An 18252-nucleotide genomic window follows, 5' to 3' on the forward strand; every position below is an offset into this window, starting at 1 on the left:
TCTCAATTGGTGGCGGCGGTCAGAGTCAGTTGCAGGGGGCTTGGGCCGGACAATTTTACCCGCTGGCCCGCAGGCAGGGCCAGACTGGCGCCAAGGATGTCGGCGCGGATCGGCAGCTGACGGGCGTCGACGTCGATCAGCGTGGCGAACGTCACCGAGGCCGGGCGGCCATAGTCGAAAAGCTCGTTGAGGGCGGCGCGAATGGTGCGACCGGTCATCAGTACGTCGTCGACCAGGATGATGTGACGGTCGTCGACGGTGAACGGCAGTTCCGAGGGGCGTACCCGCTGCGGCAGTCCGTGCTGTTCAAAATCGTCGCGGTAAAAAGCGATGTCTAGGGTGCCCATCGGCGCCTCGGGGGCAACCTTGCTGTGCAGCGCCTCGGCGACCCAGACGCCGCCGGTATGAATGCCGACAAAGGCCGGGTCGCTGATCTGCCGCGCGCTGAGGTGGGCGCGCAGCTGCTCGGCCATGTCGGCCAGCAGGCCGTCGACCGCAGGAAGTGTACTCATCATGTCTCCTTGCTCTGGCTGCTCAGCCAGGTTTGCAACAGCAGGGCGGCGGCGAGACTGTCGACCGGGTCGTCCCGGTAGCTGCTCGGCGTGCGTCCCTGATCCTTTAAATGCTGTTTTGCCTCGAAGGTGCTCAGGCGTTCGTCGACGGTCTCGACCGGCAGCTGGAACCGGCCGTTGAGGCGGCGGGCAAAGCGGGCGGCGCGTTCGCTCATGTCGCTGGCGCTGCCGTCCATGTTCAGCGGCAGACCGACGACCAGCACGTTCGGCTCCCATTCGCGTATCAGTCTGGCGAGCTGATCCCAGTCGGGCACGCCGTCACGGGCGCGCAGGTTGGTCAGCGGCTCGGCGTTGCCAGTCAGGGTTTGGCCTACGGCGACGCCGATTTGGCGGGTGCCGTAGTCGAAGGCCATGGCGCGGCGATGTGCGTTCGGCATCAGGCGTGGCCCGCCTGGCTGGTCAGCAGGGTCCAATCGATACCCAGCGTGCGCGCGGCGGCGTTCAGGCGCTCGCCGCTGGGCAGCTGGAACAGAATGTGGTGTTCGGCCGGGCAACTGAGCCAGACATTGTTGGCCAGCTCCTGCTCCAGCTGACCGGCGCCCCAGCCGGCGTAACCGAGGGTGATTAGCGCCTGCTGGGGGCCTTCGCCGCATGCCATGGCGCGCAGGATGTCCTGTGAGGTGGTCAGTGTCAGCGGCCCCAGCTCGGCGCTCGACTCCCAGCGGCGCTCGCCATCGTGCAGTACAAAGCCGCGTTCTGGCTCAACCGGGCCGCCGTTGAAGACGGTTTGTCGGGTGCGGCCGCTCAGCTCGGGCGCCAGCTGCTCCAGCAGGTCATCCAGGCTGAGGTCGCTGGGCTGATTGATCACCAGGCCCATGGCGCCTTCGGCGCTGTGGTCACAAAGGTAGATCAGGCTGTGATCAAAACGGTCGTCGGCCATGTGGGGCATGGCGATCAAAAAATGGTGCGTGAGGTAGTTCGGCGAGGTCTGCATGCCCACAGTATCGGGCCGAAGGCCAGACAGGGCAAGGCGGTTGCGTGCCAGAATGCGCTTGGTCGGCGTGCACTGACGCCGGTTGTTGCGGTGGCGCTTCGCGGGTCAGAAGCTGGATACTCGGTCACCCGGCTCAAAGCGCCAGGTGCGGATGATTTCCAGCACGTCGACATCCATCAGCTCGCCGGTAAAGGGCATGAAGGGCGCGGCCAGACGAACGATGCGGATGGCCGCGTCGTCGAGAATCTTCTCGCCCGAGGATTCGAGAATGCGCACATCGCGCAGGCTGCCGTCACGGTTGATCTGGACCATCAGGCGCAGGCTGCCATAAATGCGGTTGGCGCGGGCTTCGACGGGGTAGTTGAGGTTGCCCACCTGTTCTACCTTGCGGCGCCAGGCATCCTTGTAGAAGGCACCTTTGTCGGCCATGGTCGAGGCCGCGTTCAGTCGCAGGATGCGCGGACGGCGTGCGTAAGCCTGGCGCTCTTCGGCCAGTTGGGCCTCGAGGCTGGCGATTTCACGCGAGAGGTCGCTCATGTTGAAGCTCAGCTCGGCGGTGGGTGCCGGCTCCGGCTCTGCTGTTGGCGGCGCGGCGGTGACCTGGTCGACCTTGGGCGCACTGGTGGTGATGACCTTTTGCTGCTCCTGCTCGGGCGGCGGCGCGGTGACCTGCTGCTGCGGGGTGACTTCGTGGATTTCGCTGTCCTGAAAGTCTGCTTCTTCGGTAGTGCTGGGCGCGGCCTTTTCTTCTAGTGTGCCACTGCCCTGCTGGTTGATCTGGGCCAGGTAGTCGGCCTCTTCCGGCGCCTCGTCGGCCCGTTGCGTGGCCAGGGTGATTTCCAGGCTCTTGGTCAGCTCGCTCGGTGTCGGCAGATCAAAGGTAATACCCAGAATCAGCAGGGCGTGCAGCACCGCAGCGATAAACAGGGTGAAGCCCAGACGGTCACGGGAGGTGACGTTGCGGGCTTGGCTGGGCGCAGGAGGGGTCACGGCGGTATTCATGCTGTCCATAGGCGAACTCGGTATCCGTGGAAGTCTGCCCGCCGACGGCACAAAAGTCCATGTGCTGTTCTGTGGGGCAGGTCACGCCGTCGGTGTCGACGGCGCGCGGCGCTGAAGCTTGTGGCTGCACGATTGCGCTCGTGCAGCCGCAGGCCGTTGTGCCCTAGCGGGCCTGCAGCAGGGCCTCGATGGCATCCATCAGACGACCGCCAATGTCGGTGTCGTAGGCGGCATCGATTTCGCGGATGCAGGTGGGGCTGGTTACGTTGATTTCGGTCAGGTAGTCGCCAATCACGTCCAGGCCGACAAACAGCAGGCCGCGCTCGCGCAGGGTCGGGCCGACCTGGGCCGCGATCCAGCGATCGCGTTCGGTCAGCGGGCGCGCCTCGCCACGGCCGCCGGCGGCCAGGTTGCCGCGGGTCTCGCCCTGCTGGGGAATGCGCGCCAGGCAATAAGGTACCGGCTCGCCCTGGATCATCAGGATGCGTTTGTCGCCGTCCTTGATTTCCGGCAGGTAGCGCTGGGCCATGATCTGCTCGGTGCCGTGCTGGGTCAGGGTCTCGATGATGACGCTCAGGTTGGGGTCGTTTTCCCTTATGCGGAAAATCATGGACCCGCCCATGCCGTCTAGCGGTTTGAGAATAACGTCACGGTGCTTTGCAGCAAATTCACGCAGAATGTCGGCGCGCCGGGTAACGACGTGATCCGGTGCGCATTGCGGGAACTGGGTGGCGAACAATTTCTCGTTGCAATCACGCAGACTTGCAGGGCGGTTTACGATAAGGACGCCGTCACGCTCGGCTGCTTCGAGAATGTGGGTAGCGTAGAGAAATTCGTTATCAAAGGGCGGGTCCTTGCGCATCAGGACAACGTCCAGGCTGTCCAGCGGGGCTTTTTGTTCCTCGCCCAGCTCGTACCAGTGGGCGGGGTCGGCAAACACCTTGAGTGGGCGCATGCAGCCGTGGGCTTTGCCGTCGACCAGGTAGAGGTCCTGCGGCTCCAGGTAGAAGAGCTCCCAGTCGCGTTGGGCGGCGGCCAGCAGCATGGCCAGTGAACTGTCTTTCTTGTAATGGATCGCGTTGATCGGATCCATCACGATACCGAGGCGGGTTCGCATGGGCGGTGTGTATTCCAGGCTGTTGCAGGGGGCTTCGAGTGTAGCGCCGCCGGCGGCGCGCAGCCAGTGCATGGTGCTTTTGCGCAAGCTGTATCGTCGCTGGGATGGGTTTATAGATTGGTCGTCGAATCTATGCTAAAAGTACGCCGACAGGGAATTGGCTGGTCTGCGGCTGCGTCGGCGCAGCCAACAGGTACGACCCTCCATCAAAAATAAAGGCTGGTCTTATGGAAGAAAATTTCGAGAGCCTGAAAGTCATGGTGATTGACGACAGCAAGACTATTCGACGCACGGCAGAGACCCTGCTGAAGAAGGTCGGATGCACCGTCATCACCGCGGTCGACGGCTTTGACGCGCTGGCCAAGATTGCCGACAACCACCCGGATATCATCTTTGTCGACATCATGATGCCCCGTCTTGACGGGTATCAGACCTGCGCGCTGATCAAGAACAACAGCGCCTTCCGGGCGACGCCGGTCATCATGCTGTCAAGCAAGGACGGTCTGTTCGACAAGGCCAAGGGCCGTATCGTCGGGTCAGACCAATACCTGACCAAACCCTTCAGCAAGGAAGAGCTGTTGGGTGCCATCCGCGCGCATGTTCCGCAGTCCGGCAACGTGGCCGGCGCCGCCGGCGCCTGAGCGCGAACGCAACACAGAGCACAACCCGGGGGAGTCTGATGGCCCGCATTTTGGTAGTAGATGATTCGCCGACTGAGCTGTACAAGCTGACCGGCATGCTGGAAAAACACGGCTACGAGGTACTCAAGGCCGAAAACGGCGCCGACGGTGTGGCTCTTGCCCGCCAGGAGAAACCCGACGCCGTTCTGATGGATATCGTGATGCCTGGCCTGAACGGCTTTCAGGCAACGCGGCAACTGACCAAAGATCCGGAAACCGGACACATTCCCGTCATCATCGTAACCACCAAGGACCAGGAAACCGACAAGGTTTGGGGTACTCGCCAGGGCGCCAAGGACTATCTGACCAAGCCGGTCGACGAGTCCACCCTGATCAAGACCCTGAAAACCGTACTCGGCAGCTAGGGCCGAGGCCGCGTTAGTTGATGCCGGATAAGAACGAGAACAGGGACGGCATGTCAGATATTCAACATCCCTTCGAGCTGCTGCAGCAGCTTGCCAGCCAATGCCGCCAGCAGGCCGCGGGCCTGCCGTCGCAAGACGTGGTCAGCGAGACCTGGAGCGGCGTTGGCTTTCGCCTCGCCGGCTGTACCATGCTGGCGGCCATGGGCGAAATCACTGAAATCCTGCACGAGCCGCGCTACACCGCGCTGCCCCGGGTCAAGGCCTGGGTACGGGGTGTGGCTAACGTGCGTGGTCGTCTGTTGCCCATCGTTGATCTGAGCCGGTTTTTCGGCGTTAGCTCCACCGCTGCCCGCAAGCAGCGTCGGGTGCTGGTGCTGGACCGCGACGATCTGTTTGTTGGGCTGCTGGTAGATGAGGTGCTGGGGATGCAGCATCTGCCGGTGAACACCTTCAGCACCGAGTTACCGGCGCTGGATGCGCAAGTGCGGCCCTACGTTGTAGGGGCGTATCGGGGAGAACGTGAGGCGCTGGTTTTCAACTTTCGCGCCCTGGCACACGACCAGCAGTTTTTGGACGTTGCCATCTGATGGACTTGGGCGCGGGGCGGCCTGACCGCTACCGCGACAGGAGCATGTAGCCAGTAATAACAGCCGTAGGCCAGGTAGGGGCCAGTCTTATGAAGATAATTGATACACAGACGCTGTCTTCCTTGCGAAGCAACCGCACGGTCCTGGGTCTGGGTGCCGTACTGGTAGTTTCGCTGGTACTGCTGATCGCCAACTTCTTTTACCTGAACACCCAAAGCTCGCGTGACACCGAGTACATCGGTCACGCCGGTGAGCTGCGCGTACTGTCGCAGGAGATTTCCAAGTCGGCCACCGAGGCGGCAACCGGTACGCCGGAGGCCTTTGGCCTGCTGCTGGCAGCGCGTAACGACTTCCAGCAACGCTGGGACTATCTGGTCCATGGTGACCCGTCTGCCAACCTGCCACCGATGCCTGACAGCCTGCAGGCGCAGCAGGCTAAGGTGCAGGCCGACTGGGATCGCATGCGCGGCAATGCTGACGCGATTCTGGCCAGCCAGACCACGGTACTGTCGCTGCATGAGGTAGCAACCACCCTGTCCGATACCGTGCCGCAATTGCAGGTCGAGTACGAGGACGTGGTAGACGTGCTGATTGCCAGCGGCGCGCCCGCTGACCAGGTTGCCATTGCCCAGCGCCAGTCGCTGCTGGCAGAGCGGATTCTCGGCTCGGTTAACCGGGTACTTGAAGGTGACGAGGATGCGGTCATGGCAGCGGACAGCTTCGGCCGTGACGCCAGCCTGTTCGGTCGCGTACTGCAGGGCATGCTGGAAGGTAACCCCAGCATTGGCATCGCCGCCGTAACCGACCCGGACGCGGCCAGCCGACTGCAGGAAATTCAGTCGCTGTTCCGTTATGTATCGGACTCGGTTGATCAGATTCTGCTGACCTCTCCCGAGCTGTATCAGGTACGTACCGCAGCCAACGAAATCTTCTCCGGCTCGCAGCTGATGCTCGACAACCTGTCTGAGCTGGCGCAGGGCTTTGAAAGCCGCGCAGATTCGCGCGTTGCCAACAGCTTGCTGGGTTATGTGCTGGCGGCGGTTGCTTTCCTGTGTCTGCTGCTGATCGGTATTCAGCTGACTCGCGATACCCGTGAGCGTCTGGCCGAAACCCGTGAAAAGAACGAGCGTAACCAGGCGGCGATTCTGCGTCTGCTTGATGAGATCGGAGACCTGGCCGACGGTGACCTCACCGCCCAGGCGACGGTAACCGAGGACTTTACCGGTGCCATCGCCGACTCCATCAACGAGTCCATCGACCAACTGCGCGCGCTGGTAGAGACGATCAACGCCACCGCCCAGGAAGTAGAACAGGCGGCCCAGGATACCCAGGGTACCGCGATGCATCTGGCCGAGGCCTCCGAGCACCAGGCGCAGGAAATTGCCGGCGCCTCGGCGGCGGTAAATGAAATGGCGGTCTCCATTGACCAGGTATCGGCCAACGCCTCCGAATCGGCTGCGGTAGCGGAGCGCTCGGTAGCCATCGCCAACAAGGGTAACGAGGTTGTACAGAACACCATTGTTGGCATGGACACCATTCGTGAGCAGATCCAGGACACCTCCAAGCGGATCAAGCGTCTGGGTGAATCGTCCCAAGAGATCGGTGACATCGTTAGCCTGATTAACGACATCGCCGACCAGACCAACATTCTGGCACTTAACGCGGCGATCCAGGCCTCCATGGCCGGTGATGCGGGTCGAGGCTTTGCGGTGGTTGCGGACGAGGTACAGCGCCTCGCAGAACGTTCCTCTGGTGCAACCAAGCAGATCGAAGCGCTGGTTAAGACCATTCAGACCGATACCAACGAAGCGGTTATCTCGATGGAGCAGACGACCTCCGAGGTAGTCCGTGGTGCTCGTCTGGCGCAGGACGCCGGTGTGGCACTGGAGGAGATCGAGAAGGTATCGACCAGCCTTGCAGCGTTGATTCAGAACATCTCCAACGCAGCGCGTCAGCAGGCGTCTTCAGCCGGTCACATTTCCAACACCATGAACGTGATTCAGGAAATCACCTCGCAGACCTCCGCCGGTACCACTACTACGGCGCGCAGCATTGGTGAGCTGGCGAAACTGGCCGAGGCGATGCGCCAGTCGGTTGACGGCTTCACGCTGCCGCAGCAGGACGACTAAGCTGAATCGGGTGGCAGGTAACTGCCACCCGGAAACGCCGAGTGCGAGGGTCACACGTGCAGACAACGCAAAACTGGTCGCTGCAGCAGCTGCCAGACATGGACACGCAGCAGTTTCGGCAGTGGCAGACGCTGCTTGAAGCGCGCACGGGCGTGTGCGTCAGCGATCAGCGCAAGACCTTCCTGCAGACCAGCCTCTGCGCCCGCATGCGTGCGCTCAATCTGAACGACTATCAGGCCTACTACGAGAACGTCACTCAGGGCGCGTCAGGCGCGGTGGAATGGTCCTCGCTGATCGAGCACCTGACCGTGCGCGAAACCAGCTTCATGCGGCATCGCCCGTCCTTTGACGCAGTGGGTCGCCACCTCGACCTGCTGCTGGAAAATCGCCCGGCCGATCGTCCGCTGCAGTTGTGGAGCGTGGGGTGCGCCAGCGGCGAAGAGGCCTATTCGCTGGCAGTGATGGCCGAGCATAGTCTGCGCAAAGCCAAGGCCCAGACCAGCTACGGCATCTGGGCAACCGACATCAGCCTCAAGGCGCTGGAGCAGGGGCGTACTGCTATCTATTCCGGGCACCGGCTGGGCGGTCTGAACGAGCGCGAGCGGCGCGAGTGGTTGCAGCCGCTGGCCAATGACAAACACGAAGTAGCCTACGGTCTGCGTGACCGGGTCTGCTTTTCTCGCCTGAACATTCTTGAACTGGCCCAGGCTCCGATTCAGGACCTGGATATCATCTTCTGCCAGAACCTGCTCATCTACTTCCGTCGCTGGCGTCGTCGCGACCTGCTGAACCTGCTGGCCAGACGCCTGGCTCCGGGTGGCATGCTGGTAATCGGATTGGGTGAAATCATGGACTGGAACAATCCCCTGCTCGAGCGTTTGCCTGATGATCAGGTACAGGCCTATGTGCGCCGGGATAGCATTGAACGTCTGGAGTGACTATGGGTGATCGGCATGATTATGTCGCGCTTGACTGGGTCAAGGGCGAGATATCCGAAACGCTAAATCAGGCGCGACAGGCGCTGGAAGCCTTTGTCGATAACCCTGAGGACTCGACCCGTCTGCGCTTTTGCCTGACCTATATCCATCAGGTGCACGGCACGCTGCAGATGGTCGAGTTTTACGGCGCAGCGCTGCTCGCCGAGGAAATGGAACAACTGGCCCAGGCCCTGATGAATGGCAGCGTCAGCCGTGAGGGCGAAGCGCTGGAAATCCTCATGCAGGCCATCCTGCAGATGCCAGCCTATCTGGACCGGGTGCAGACGGGCCGGCGTGACCTGCCCATGGTCCTGCTGCCCCTGCTCAACGACATGCGCACCGCCCGCGGTGACAAGCTACTGTCGGAAAATGCGCTGTTCAGTCCGGAACTGGAAAACACCGACGCGCCGGCCGCCGAAGCCGAGCTGGCGGATCTGAGCAGCGAGCAGAACGTGCTGCAGCTGCGCAAGCTGCGTCAGGCCCTGCAGATGGCACAGGCGGGTGTGATTCGCGGCCAGGACGTGGCGCTCAACAGCCGCCACCTGCGCAATGTCTTTGCCCGTCTTGAAACCCTGTGCAAGGGCGCCCCCTACGCACGGCTTTGGTCGATTTTTGCCGGTGTGGCCGAGGGGCTTGAGCTGGGCAGCATTGAAAACGGTGCGGCAGTGCGCCAGTTGCTTCGCCAGGCTGACCAGGAGCTGCGTCAACTCAAGGCCGGCGGTGCCCGTGCACTGCAAAGCAACCCGCCGCGTGAGTTGCTGCGTAACCTGCTGTTTTACGTGGCCAAAAGTGCCGACGGCAGCCCGCGTCTGGATGCACTGAAAGAACGTTATCAGCTCAAGGGAGCCTGGACCGACGAGCAGCGCGCCGCCGGCGACCGCCTGGTCGGACCGGATCGCGAGGCCATGCAGTCGGTGGCCCTGGCGCTGGGTGAAGAGCTGTTGCAGGTCAAGGATCAGCTTGACCTGTTTGTACGTGGCGATCGCTCACAGCTTGACGGCCTGGAGACGCTGCAGCCGGTCATGAAGCGTATTGCCGATACACTGGCCATGCTTGGCCTGGGGCAACCGCGCCGGGTGCTGCTGGAGCAGATCGAGCAGGTCGGGCGTCTGGTCAGCGGCGAGTCGGCCATGACTGATGCCGCGCTGATGGATGTGGCTGGCGGCATGTTGTACGTCGAAGCCAGCCTGCAGGGCATTCTCGGTCTGGAGCGTAACGAGCAGGGTGATGGCCTGGATGGCGACATGCAGCGCCTGGCCGCTGCGCAGGACATCGCACAGGTGCACCAACTGGTGGTGCAGGAGGCGCGTAACGCGCTGGAAGAAACCCGCGAAGCCATCAACGCCTTTATTGCCAACCAGTGGGACCATCGTCAGCTTGAGCCCATTGATGAGCTGCTCACCAGCGTGCGCGGCGGCCTGTCTATGGTACCGCTGGCCCGCGCCGCCGAGGATGTCGCCGCTTGCCGCCGCTATATCCGCGAACAACTGATTGCCCGCAAGCAGGTGCCGGACTGGACGGCGCTGGATGCGTTGGCCGACGTCATTACCAGTATCGATTATTACCTTGAGCGCCTGGCGGAAGACGACGCCGATCGCGGCGACAGCATTCTGGATGTCGCCGAAGGGCGTTTGCGCTTGCTCGGTTACCACCCCGAACAACTGCCCGACGAAGTGGCCGCTGAGCCCGAACAGGTTGAGCAGGACGAGCCTGAGGCTGACGAGCCGCTGGCCTTGGAGCCTCTGCAGGATGACACTGTCGCGCCAGAGCCAGAGCCAGAGCCAGAGCCAGAGCCAGAGCCAGAGCCAGAGCCAGAGCCAGAGCCAGAGCCAGAGCCAGAGCCAGAGCAGGACGTGCAGCCGGAGGCCGCACCGCAGCCCCAGGTTGAGCCAGTCCAGGCGCCCGCCGAGATCAGCCGCGCTGATGCGCTGACCGAAGGCAGCGACGACGAAGACGAACTTGACCCCGAACTGGTAGAGATCTTTGTTGAAGAAGCTGGCGAAGTGCTGGAGACCCTCAGCGAGTTCACTCCGCAATGGCAAGCCGATGTAGACGATGCCAAGGCGCTGGGTGAAGTACGCCGTGCCTTCCACACCCTCAAGGGCAGTGGCCGCATGGTGCAGGCTGGTGTGCTGGCCGAGCTGGCGTGGTCGGTCGAGAATATGCTCAACCGGGTAATAGACCGCAGCATTTCCACCAGCTCAGAGCTGTTCAGGGCAGTCAACGAAGTGCGCGCCTTGATGCCGCAGCTGGTCGAACATTTCGCCGCTGGCCAGCAGCGTCCGCTGCCGGACGTCGAGCGCCTGGCCGCCGCCGCCGATGCGTTGGCACGTGGTGAAACGCCGACGCTGGATGCCCTGCCGGTCGAGGCCGGTGAGCCGGAAATGCTTGACGCGGCGCCTGCTGAGGACACACTGATTACCGAAGCCGAAGCCGAAGCCGAAGCCGAAGCCGGCGAAGACTGGATGGAGCTTCAGCCGCTGGACGTTAAGGCGCTGGAGGATGTGCTGCCGGCCGAGGCCGACAGCACCGACGCCGACGAGCCCCTCGAGCAGACGCCGCAGGCGCAGGACTGGAGCGAGGATCTGCCCGCTGCCGAGGAAGGCGCCCCGCTTGACTTTGCTCCCGCCGAGGACACCCTGTCGCCAGAGCCAGAGCCAGAGCCAGAGCCAGAGCCAGAGCCAGAGCCAGAGCCAGAGCCAGAGCCAGAGCCCGCTGCTGCCGGTGGCATGGACCCGGTGCTGCTGGAAATCTTCCGCAACGAAACCCGTACGCATATCGACCAGATCAACGCGTATCTGGGCGAGTGCCGCGACTATGGCCTGCCGCGCGCGCTTAGCGACGCGTTGCAGCGTGCCCTGCACACGCTCAAGGGCAGCGCGCACATGGCCGGCGTCCAGCCGATCGCCGTGCTGGCCAGCCCGCTGGAAAAACTGTGCAAGGAGTTCAAGGCCAATCTGGTGTCAGCCGACGCCGCACTGGTCGAGTTGCTGACCGATGCGGTGACCCTGTTCGAACAGGGCCTGCAGCAACTGGCGTACGACCCGCATGCACCGATTGCTGGCACCGACGACTTGCTGCAGCGCCTGCAGCAACTGCATCAGCAAGGCCTGATGGCACGCGAGACTGCGCGTGGCGAGCTGGACGCTCCGGACAGCGCCGACCTGATGTCTATCTTCCTGACCGAAGGTATCGATTTGCTGTTGGACGTCAGTGATGACCTGACGATGCGCCAGCCGGAGACGCCGATCGAACTCGACAGCGACGCCCTGGCCCACAGCCTGGGCGCATTGGCGGAGGTTGCCGGCGAGGTTGAACTCGGCCCGTTGGAGCAATTGGCCGATACCCTGCAGCAGGTACATGAACGCCTGCACAGCGAGCTATTGTTGCTTGACGAGCCGGTATTGCAGGCACTGGCGGATGGACACGAACGCCTGATCGGCATGATGGATCAGGTTGCAGCGCATCAGCACCTGCTGCCTGCCACCCGTGAGCTGCAGGCGCTGCAGGCGCTGATTCCCGGCGCGGTTGATGCTGCCCCGGAATCGGCGCCGGCCAGCGCTGCTGCAAGCCTGCCTGCCAGCGGCACCTGGAATCCGGCCCAGGCCGGCACCGATGCCGAGCTGGTCGACATCTTCCTGGAAGAAGCCCAGGAGATTATCGACAGCGCTGCGGCCAGCCTGCAGCAGTGGATTGCCGACACCGGCAATACCATCGCGGTCGAGGCATTGCAGCGTGATCTGCACACCCTCAAGGGTGGCGCGCGCATGGCCGAAATCCGCCCGGTGGGCGACTTGGCCCATGAAATGGAATTTGTCTACGAAGGCCTGTGCGACCAGCGCTATCAGCCCAGTCAGGCGCTGATTGCTCTGTTGCACGCCTGTCACGATGCCCTCGCCGATATGGTTGAGGGTGTGGTGGCTGGTCGTCCCATCAGTGACGGCGCGGCCCTTATCGCCGTGATCAATGGCTTCCGTAAACACCCCGATCAGGAACCCGTGCTGCCGGGCGCGGGTACCGAGCCAGCGCCAGCGGCGCCCGAGCCTGTGTCAGCTGAGGCCGCAGCGCCGGCCAGCCCTGCGCTGCCGGGCATGCTGGCCATGTTTGTCGAAGAGGCCCGCGAGCTGCTGGCGCCGTGTCAAACATTGTTGCTCGAGCTTGGCGATGACCCTGCTGCGGCAGCGAATCTGCTGCACCGTATCGAAACCCTCAAGGGCAGTGCCCGTCTCGCCGGTCAGCAGGCGCTGGCCGATCAGGCCAGGCAGCTGGAAGCCGCGCTGCACGAGGAACGCGCAGACAGTGCTCAGTTGTCCGCACTGGAGCAGGCGGTCGATGCGCTGGCGGCGGGTGCCGACTGGTCGCCGGTGACTGCGCCGGTGGCGGCCCCGCAGCCCATGCCCGCGCCGGCAGCAACGGCTGTGGTCGCCGAGGGGCCATCGCTGGCCGAGGTCAATGGCATGCTGCGCGAGGCCATGGAGGCCAGCAGTCAGGGCGCTGGCGATAGCAGCGGCAAACGCAGCAGCAGCCAGGAAAGCGTCAAGGTATCGGCCAACCTGCTGGAGGAGCTGGTCAACCTGGCTGGCGAAACCTCCATTTTCCGTGGCCGTATCGAGCAGCAGGTGAGCGATGTTGGTCATCTGCTCGAAGACGTTGAAAGCACCATTGAGCGTGTGCGTGACCAGTTGCGCCGGCTCGACATGGAAACCCAGGCGCAGATTCTGTCGCGCCACCAAGATGAAGTGGGCGCGGGCTATGAGGATTTCGACCCGCTGGAAATGGACCAGTACTCGCAGCTGCAGCAGCTGTCGCGCTCGCTGTTCGAGTCCGCCTCTGACTTGCTGGACCTGAAAGAGACCCTGGCCACCAAGAGCCGCGACGCCGAAACCCTGCTGTTGCAGCAGGCGCGCGTCAACACCGAGCTGCAGGAAGGTCTGATGCGCACGCGCATGGTGCCCTTCGAGCGTTTGCTGCCGCGCCTGCGTCGCGTTGTTCGGCAGGTGGCCGGTGAGCTCGGCAAGCAGGTCGAACTGGTCGTCGGCAACGCCGAAGGCGAAATGGACCGTAGCGTACTCGAGCGTATGATCGGGCCGCTGGAGCACATGCTGCGTAACTCGGTGGACCACGGTATCGAGATGCCGGCCAATCGTGCACAGGCCGGTAAGCAGGCCGAGGGTCGTATCTGGCTGGATCTGGCGCGCGAAGGCGGCGAGATTGTGCTGACGCTGCAGGATGACGGTGCGGGTATCCGTATGGATGCCGTGCGCAACAAGGCGATTGAGCGCGGGCTGCTGGACGCCGATGCCGAGCTGACCGATCAGCAGGTTCTGCAATACATCCTGGAGGCTGGCTTCTCCACCGCCGAGACGGTCACTCAGATCTCCGGGCGTGGCGTGGGCATGGATGTGGTCAACGCCGAGGTCAAGCAGCTGGGCGGCAACATGACCCTGAGCACCGAGCAGGGCGTGGGCACCACCTTTGTGATTCGTCTGCCGTTTACCGTGTCTGTCAACCGTGCGTTGATGGTCTACTCCGGCGAAGATCTGTATGCCATTCCGCTGAATACCATCGAGGGTATCGTGCGGGTCTCCGGCTATGAGCTGGAAGCCTATTACGCGCCGGATGCGCCGCCCTTTGAGTACGCCGGCAAGACCTATGACCTGCGTTATCTGGGCGACCTGCTGGTCACCGGCCAGCAGCCCAAGCTCACCGGCCACAGCCTGCCGTTGCCTGTCATTCTGGTGCGCGGCGCAGAGCACAGCGTTGCGGTGCAGGTCGATGCCCTGGCTGGTTCGCGGGAGATTGTAGTGAAAAACCTCGGCAAGCAGTTTGCCGTGGTGCCGGGTATTTCCGGTGCGACCATCCTCGGGGATGGCCGCGTAGTGGTGATTCTTGATCTGCTGGCGGTGATTCGTGCCCAGCAGGCGCTGCACGCGCAGCAGCAGCTGGCCGTAGACCGTGCCAGCGAAGCCGACTACGCCGAGGAGCGGCCGACCCTGGTCATGGTGGTGGACGATTCCATTACCGTGCGCAAGGTCACCACGCGCCTGCTGGAGCGTAACGGCATGGAGGTGGTAACAGCCAAGGACGGGGTGGATGCCATTGCCAAGCTGCAGGACATCACCCCGGACATAATGCTGCTGGACATCGAAATGCCGCGCATGGACGGCTTTGAGGTCGCCACGCTGGTACGCCATGACGAGCGTCTGTCGCAGTTGCCGATCATCATGATTACCTCGCGTACCGGCGAGAAGCACCGTGAGCGAGCGCTGTCGATCGGGGTCAACGAGTACCTTGGCAAGCCGTATCAGGAAGCGCAGTTGCTGGAGGTCATTGCCGGGCTGGTAGCAACGGGTGACTGACCGCGCCGCGGCAATAGCGCTGCTGGCCGGTAACCCCGGCAAGCGTCAGCAGTTGGCCCGCGTGTTGGGCGAGTTCGGCTACGCGGTGGTGTTCGCCGATGACCCGGCCGGGCTGACGGCGGGCGAGCTGGCACAGGTGAGTACCGACGCCTGGTTGCTGGAGTTGGCCGAGGAATCGCCGCTGGCCGACTGGTTGCTGGAGCACAGCAGTGCGCCGGTGCTGCTGGGGGCGGGAGAAATCCCCGAGCTGGGCAGCGAAGAGTATCCCCGCTGGCAGCGCCGCCTGTACGGCAAGCTGCTGCCGCTGCTGGGCGAGCCGGCCGGTGGCCAGGCACCGGTGCTGCCCGCGCCGCTGCTGCCCTCGGTAAACGCACCGCAGCGCCCGTGCGTCTGGGTGCTGGGGGCGTCGCTGGGTGGGCCTGCTGCGGTCAAGCAGTTCCTGGATTGCCTGCCGGCCGACCTGCCGGTGGCCTTTATCTACGCACAGCATATCGACGCCGGATTTGAGCAGCAGCTGCCGCAGATACTGGGGCGCCAAAATGACTGGCGCATCCTTAACTGTCAGCCGGGTGCGCAGCTGCAGGCCGGTGAAGTGCTGGTTGCGCCTATTGCGCGCAGCCTGGGCTTTGGCTCTGACGGCGAGGTGTTGCTGAGCGATGCCCCTTGGCCCGGGCCTTACCGGCCCTCTATTGCCACCGTACTGGATGCCGTGTGTGATGGTTTCGGTCCGGCCTGCGGTGCAATCATCTTCAGTGGTATGGGTGAAGATGGTGTTGAAGCCTGCGGTCGCATGCGTCGCCAGGGCATCGAAGTCTGGACCCAGGACACCGCCAGTGCCGCCTGTGCGACCATGCCGGGCGCCGTGCAGGCTGCCGGGTTCAGTCAGCGTCAGGGTACTCCGCAACAACTGGCGCAGGCGCTGCAGCACTGGCTGCGGCAGGAGTGGTCGGCACTGGCCGGCTAGAGCAACCAATCAAGGCAGTAAGGGAGAAGGGCGCAATGTCTGAGGCGCTGGAGAGTATCAACGGTCTGATCGTGCCATTGCTGAACGATCCGCTGCTGCTGCCGAACGTGGCGGTGGCCGAGCTGGTAGGCTATCGCTTGAGCCAGGCAGCCAATCAGGGGCCGGAGTGGTTTTTGGGCTGGACCCAATGGCGTGATCAGCCGGTGCCCATGGTCGATCTGGATGCCCTGCGCGCCTTCGGTGGCGAGCCGGCAGAAGGGGCCCAGCCGCGTACCCTGATCCTCAATGCCTTGGGCGACAGCGGAATACACTTCATCGGACTGCGGGTTTGGGGTATTCCACGCTCGCGCAAATTGCTGCGCGATGAGCTGCAGACGCTTGATGGCCCTGCCAGCTACCAGCTGCAGCGGGTCACCGTCAGTGACGAGCCGCAGCCGCTGCTGATTCCTGACTTGCTCGCGGTTGAGCGCGCGCTGGAGCAGGCGGGCCTGCTGCGCCGCGCGTCCTGATCAGGCCGGCAGCACAAAGCTCAGGCGCGCCTCGGTGCCGCCGTCTACCCGGTTCAGCAACTGCACGCGGGCGCCATGGCTGTCGGCAATGCGCTTGACGATGGCCAGGCCCAGGCCGGTTCCCTTGGTCGAGCGGGCCTGATCGCCACGGATGAAGGGGCTGAACAGGGCATCGTTTTCCAGCGCTTCAACCCCAGGCCCGCGATCCAGCACGCTGACCGTCAGCAGTCGTTGGCCGTCCTGATTGTGCAGATAGGTACACACCTCCACACCGCTGCCGCCGTGCACCAGGGCATTGTCGATCAGATTGATCAGCACCCGTTTCATCGATAGCCGGCGCAGGGTCAGGTGCGGCACCTCGGCCAGGCACAGGCGTACCACCTCGCCGTTGCTGTTCAGTGGCGCAACCACCTCACGAATCAGCTCGTTGATGTCGGCGTCTTCTGTGGGTTCGGCGCTGCCGTCGCGGATATAACTCATGAACTGCTCAAGAATCGCGTCCATGTCCTCGATATCGCGGATCATGCCGTCGGTCAGTTCCGGCTCGGCATCGGACAGCAGTTCACTCGACAGGCGCATGCGAGTCAGCGGGGTGCGCAGGTCGTGGGAGACCCCGGCCAACAGCATGGTGCGATCGCGGTTGGCCTGTTCGACATCCTGCGACATCTGGTTGAAGGCCCGATACACCTCGGAGATCTCCGACGGCCCGCTGGTGTCCAGCAGGCGCACGGTCTGGCCGCGACCGATACGCTGGGCGGCGCGTTCAAGCATTTTCAGTGGGTGGTTGAGCTGGCGCACCAGCAGCCAGGCGGCGGCGGTGGACAGCATGCCGATCAGCACCAGCCAGGTCACCACCAGCCAGACGCGCTGGCCGCGCAGCGGGTGGGCGTAGAGCGGCACTTTTAGCCAGTAGTTGCCGTAGATCGGCTGATGAATCCAGACCGCCGGCTGATTTTGAGTTTGCACCCGCACCTCGGTCTGGTCGCCCAGTTCGTCGCGCAGTTGGTGGGTGAAGATGCCGGAGTAGGGCCAGTGCACCTCACCCTGGGGGACCTGCTCGGGCACCATCACGCGGATACCGGTCATTTCCTCGATGTCATGGCGCGCGGCCGGGCCGCTGGCCCAATAGGCACGGACCAGCATCGCAGTGCCGTGACTGTACTGACGGTCCACCAGCAGGTCTTCGTTGCTCAGCAGGTATAACAGGGTCAGCACCTGTGAGAACAGGGTGACCATGAGTACCAGCAAGATGGTTCGACCGAAGAAACTGCGTGGCAGCAGTGGGTGCCAGCCGGGACCGCCCTTCACGTACCCTGGCCGTCCGGAACAAAGACGTAACCCACGCCCCATACGGTCTGGATATAGCGTGGCTTGGACGGGTCGGGCTCCAGCATGCGGCGCAGGCGAGAAATCTGCACGTCAATCGAGCGCTCCAGGGCATCCCACTCGCGGCCACGGGCCAGTTGCATCAGCTTGTCCCGGGTCAGCGGTTCACGCGGGTGGCGCACCAGCGCCTTGAGCACGGCAAACTCGCCGGTGGTCAGCATGTTGACCTCGTCGCCGCGGGTCAGCTCGCGGGTGGCCAGATTGAGCCTGAATTCACCAAAGCTGACCTGGTCATCGTCGGCGCTGGGCGCACCCGGTACCTGCGGCGCCTGGCGGCGCAACACGGCCTTCATGCGCGCGACCAGTTCACGCGGGTTGAAGGGTTTGGGCAGATAGTCGTCGGCGCCGATTTCCAGCCCCTGAATGCGGCTGGTCTCGTCGCCCTTGGCGGTCAGCATGATGATGGGTGTGGTGTTGCCCTCGGCGCGTAGGCGAGCGCATGCGCTCATGCCGTCTTCGCCGGGCAGCATCAGGTCGAGCACGATCAGCGAATAGATCTCGCGGGCCAGCAGACGGTCCATCTGGGCAACATCTTCAACCGCCCTGACGCGGTACCCCTGCTCGCCGAGAAAGCGCTCAAGCAGCCGCCGCAGTCGTACGTCGTCATCGACAATCAGGATTTTTTCGCCTTCGCCTGTCATGGATACCTACCTGGATTGATGAGCTGGCAT

Annotated in this window: 15 protein-coding genes; 8 read left to right on the forward strand and 7 right to left on the reverse strand. The window is 63.4% G+C overall.

Annotated elements, in window-relative coordinates:
- Positions 1–2: 2 nt before the first annotated feature.
- From pyrR to gshB, 5 genes are all read right to left on the reverse strand, one after another.
- Positions 3–512, reverse strand: a complete 510-nt coding sequence (gene pyrR / locus BM116_RS11800) for a bifunctional pyr operon transcriptional regulator/uracil phosphoribosyltransferase PyrR (protein ID WP_083725036.1) — start codon at positions 510–512, stop codon at positions 3–5.
- The gene (ruvX, locus tag BM116_RS11805; RefSeq protein WP_083725034.1) at positions 512–949 is read right to left on the reverse strand and encodes a Holliday junction resolvase RuvX; all 438 of its coding nucleotides are present in this window, start codon (positions 947–949) and stop codon (positions 512–514) included. Before ruvX ends, pyrR begins: the two co-directional genes overlap by 1 nt.
- On the reverse strand, positions 949–1506 hold the full coding sequence (locus tag BM116_RS11810; RefSeq protein ID WP_083725084.1) for a YqgE/AlgH family protein: 558 nt from the start codon (positions 1504–1506) through the stop codon (positions 949–951). The genes ruvX and BM116_RS11810 overlap by 1 nt, the downstream gene beginning before the upstream one ends.
- Before the next feature lie 105 nt (positions 1507–1611).
- Positions 1612–2508: an energy transducer TonB gene (locus tag BM116_RS11815; protein WP_083725082.1), complete on the reverse strand. Its 897-nt coding sequence runs from the start codon at positions 2506–2508 to the stop codon at positions 1612–1614.
- A gap of 163 nt (positions 2509–2671) precedes the next feature.
- Positions 2672–3625, reverse strand: a complete 954-nt coding sequence (gene gshB, locus BM116_RS11820; protein WP_083725080.1) for a glutathione synthase — start codon at positions 3623–3625, stop codon at positions 2672–2674.
- 227 nt (positions 3626–3852) lie between these two features.
- On the opposite strand from gshB, the gene BM116_RS11825 reads away from it, so the two are divergent.
- The 8 genes from BM116_RS11825 (at position 3853) to BM116_RS11860 (ending at position 16195) form a co-directional block, all read left to right on the forward strand.
- Positions 3853–4266 carry a response regulator gene (locus BM116_RS11825; protein ID WP_083725032.1) on the forward strand — a complete coding sequence of 138 codons (414 nt, stop codon included), beginning with the start codon at positions 3853–3855 and terminating at the stop codon, positions 4264–4266.
- A gap of 38 nt (positions 4267–4304) precedes the next feature.
- Complete coding sequence (gene pilH / locus BM116_RS11830) at positions 4305–4670, forward strand: twitching motility response regulator PilH (RefSeq protein ID WP_083725030.1); 366 nt, start codon at positions 4305–4307, stop codon at positions 4668–4670.
- A gap of 50 nt (positions 4671–4720) precedes the next feature.
- Positions 4721–5257 (forward strand): chemotaxis protein CheW, encoded by a 537-nt coding sequence (locus tag BM116_RS11835; RefSeq protein WP_083725078.1) that lies wholly within the window; start codon positions 4721–4723, stop codon positions 5255–5257.
- A gap of 89 nt (positions 5258–5346) precedes the next feature.
- Positions 5347–7386 (forward strand): methyl-accepting chemotaxis protein, encoded by a 2040-nt coding sequence (locus BM116_RS11840; RefSeq protein ID WP_083725028.1) that lies wholly within the window; start codon positions 5347–5349, stop codon positions 7384–7386.
- A 56-nt stretch (positions 7387–7442) separates the two neighbouring features.
- Entirely contained in the window at positions 7443–8324 is an 882-nt protein-coding gene (locus tag BM116_RS11845; protein WP_083725026.1) for a CheR family methyltransferase, read from the forward strand.
- Positions 8325–8326: 2 nt separating this feature from the next.
- On the forward strand, positions 8327–14722 hold the full coding sequence (locus tag BM116_RS11850; protein WP_090475175.1) for a hybrid sensor histidine kinase/response regulator: 6396 nt from the start codon (positions 8327–8329) through the stop codon (positions 14720–14722).
- Complete coding sequence (locus BM116_RS11855) at positions 14715–15686, forward strand: chemotaxis protein CheB (protein ID WP_083725022.1); 972 nt, start codon at positions 14715–14717, stop codon at positions 15684–15686. The genes BM116_RS11850 and BM116_RS11855 overlap by 8 nt, the downstream gene beginning before the upstream one ends.
- 35 nt (positions 15687–15721) lie before the next feature.
- Positions 15722–16195: a chemotaxis protein CheW gene (locus BM116_RS11860; RefSeq protein WP_083725020.1), complete on the forward strand. Its 474-nt coding sequence runs from the start codon at positions 15722–15724 to the stop codon at positions 16193–16195.
- Here BM116_RS11860 and BM116_RS11865 read toward each other — a convergent pair whose 3' ends face one another.
- Both BM116_RS11865 and ompR read right to left on the reverse strand, forming a co-directional pair.
- A complete protein-coding gene (locus tag BM116_RS11865; protein ID WP_235846748.1) occupies positions 16196–17431 on the reverse strand; it encodes an ATP-binding protein in 1236 nt (411 codons plus the stop codon).
- Positions 17432–17499: 68 nt separating this feature from the next.
- A complete protein-coding gene (gene ompR, locus BM116_RS11870; RefSeq protein WP_083725016.1) occupies positions 17500–18222 on the reverse strand; it encodes an osmolarity response regulator transcription factor OmpR in 723 nt (240 codons plus the stop codon).
- Positions 18223–18252 lie beyond the last annotated feature (30 nt).

Source organism: Halopseudomonas pachastrellae, from assembly GCF_900114765.1.
GTDB lineage: Bacteria > Pseudomonadota > Gammaproteobacteria > Pseudomonadales > Pseudomonadaceae > Halopseudomonas > Halopseudomonas pachastrellae.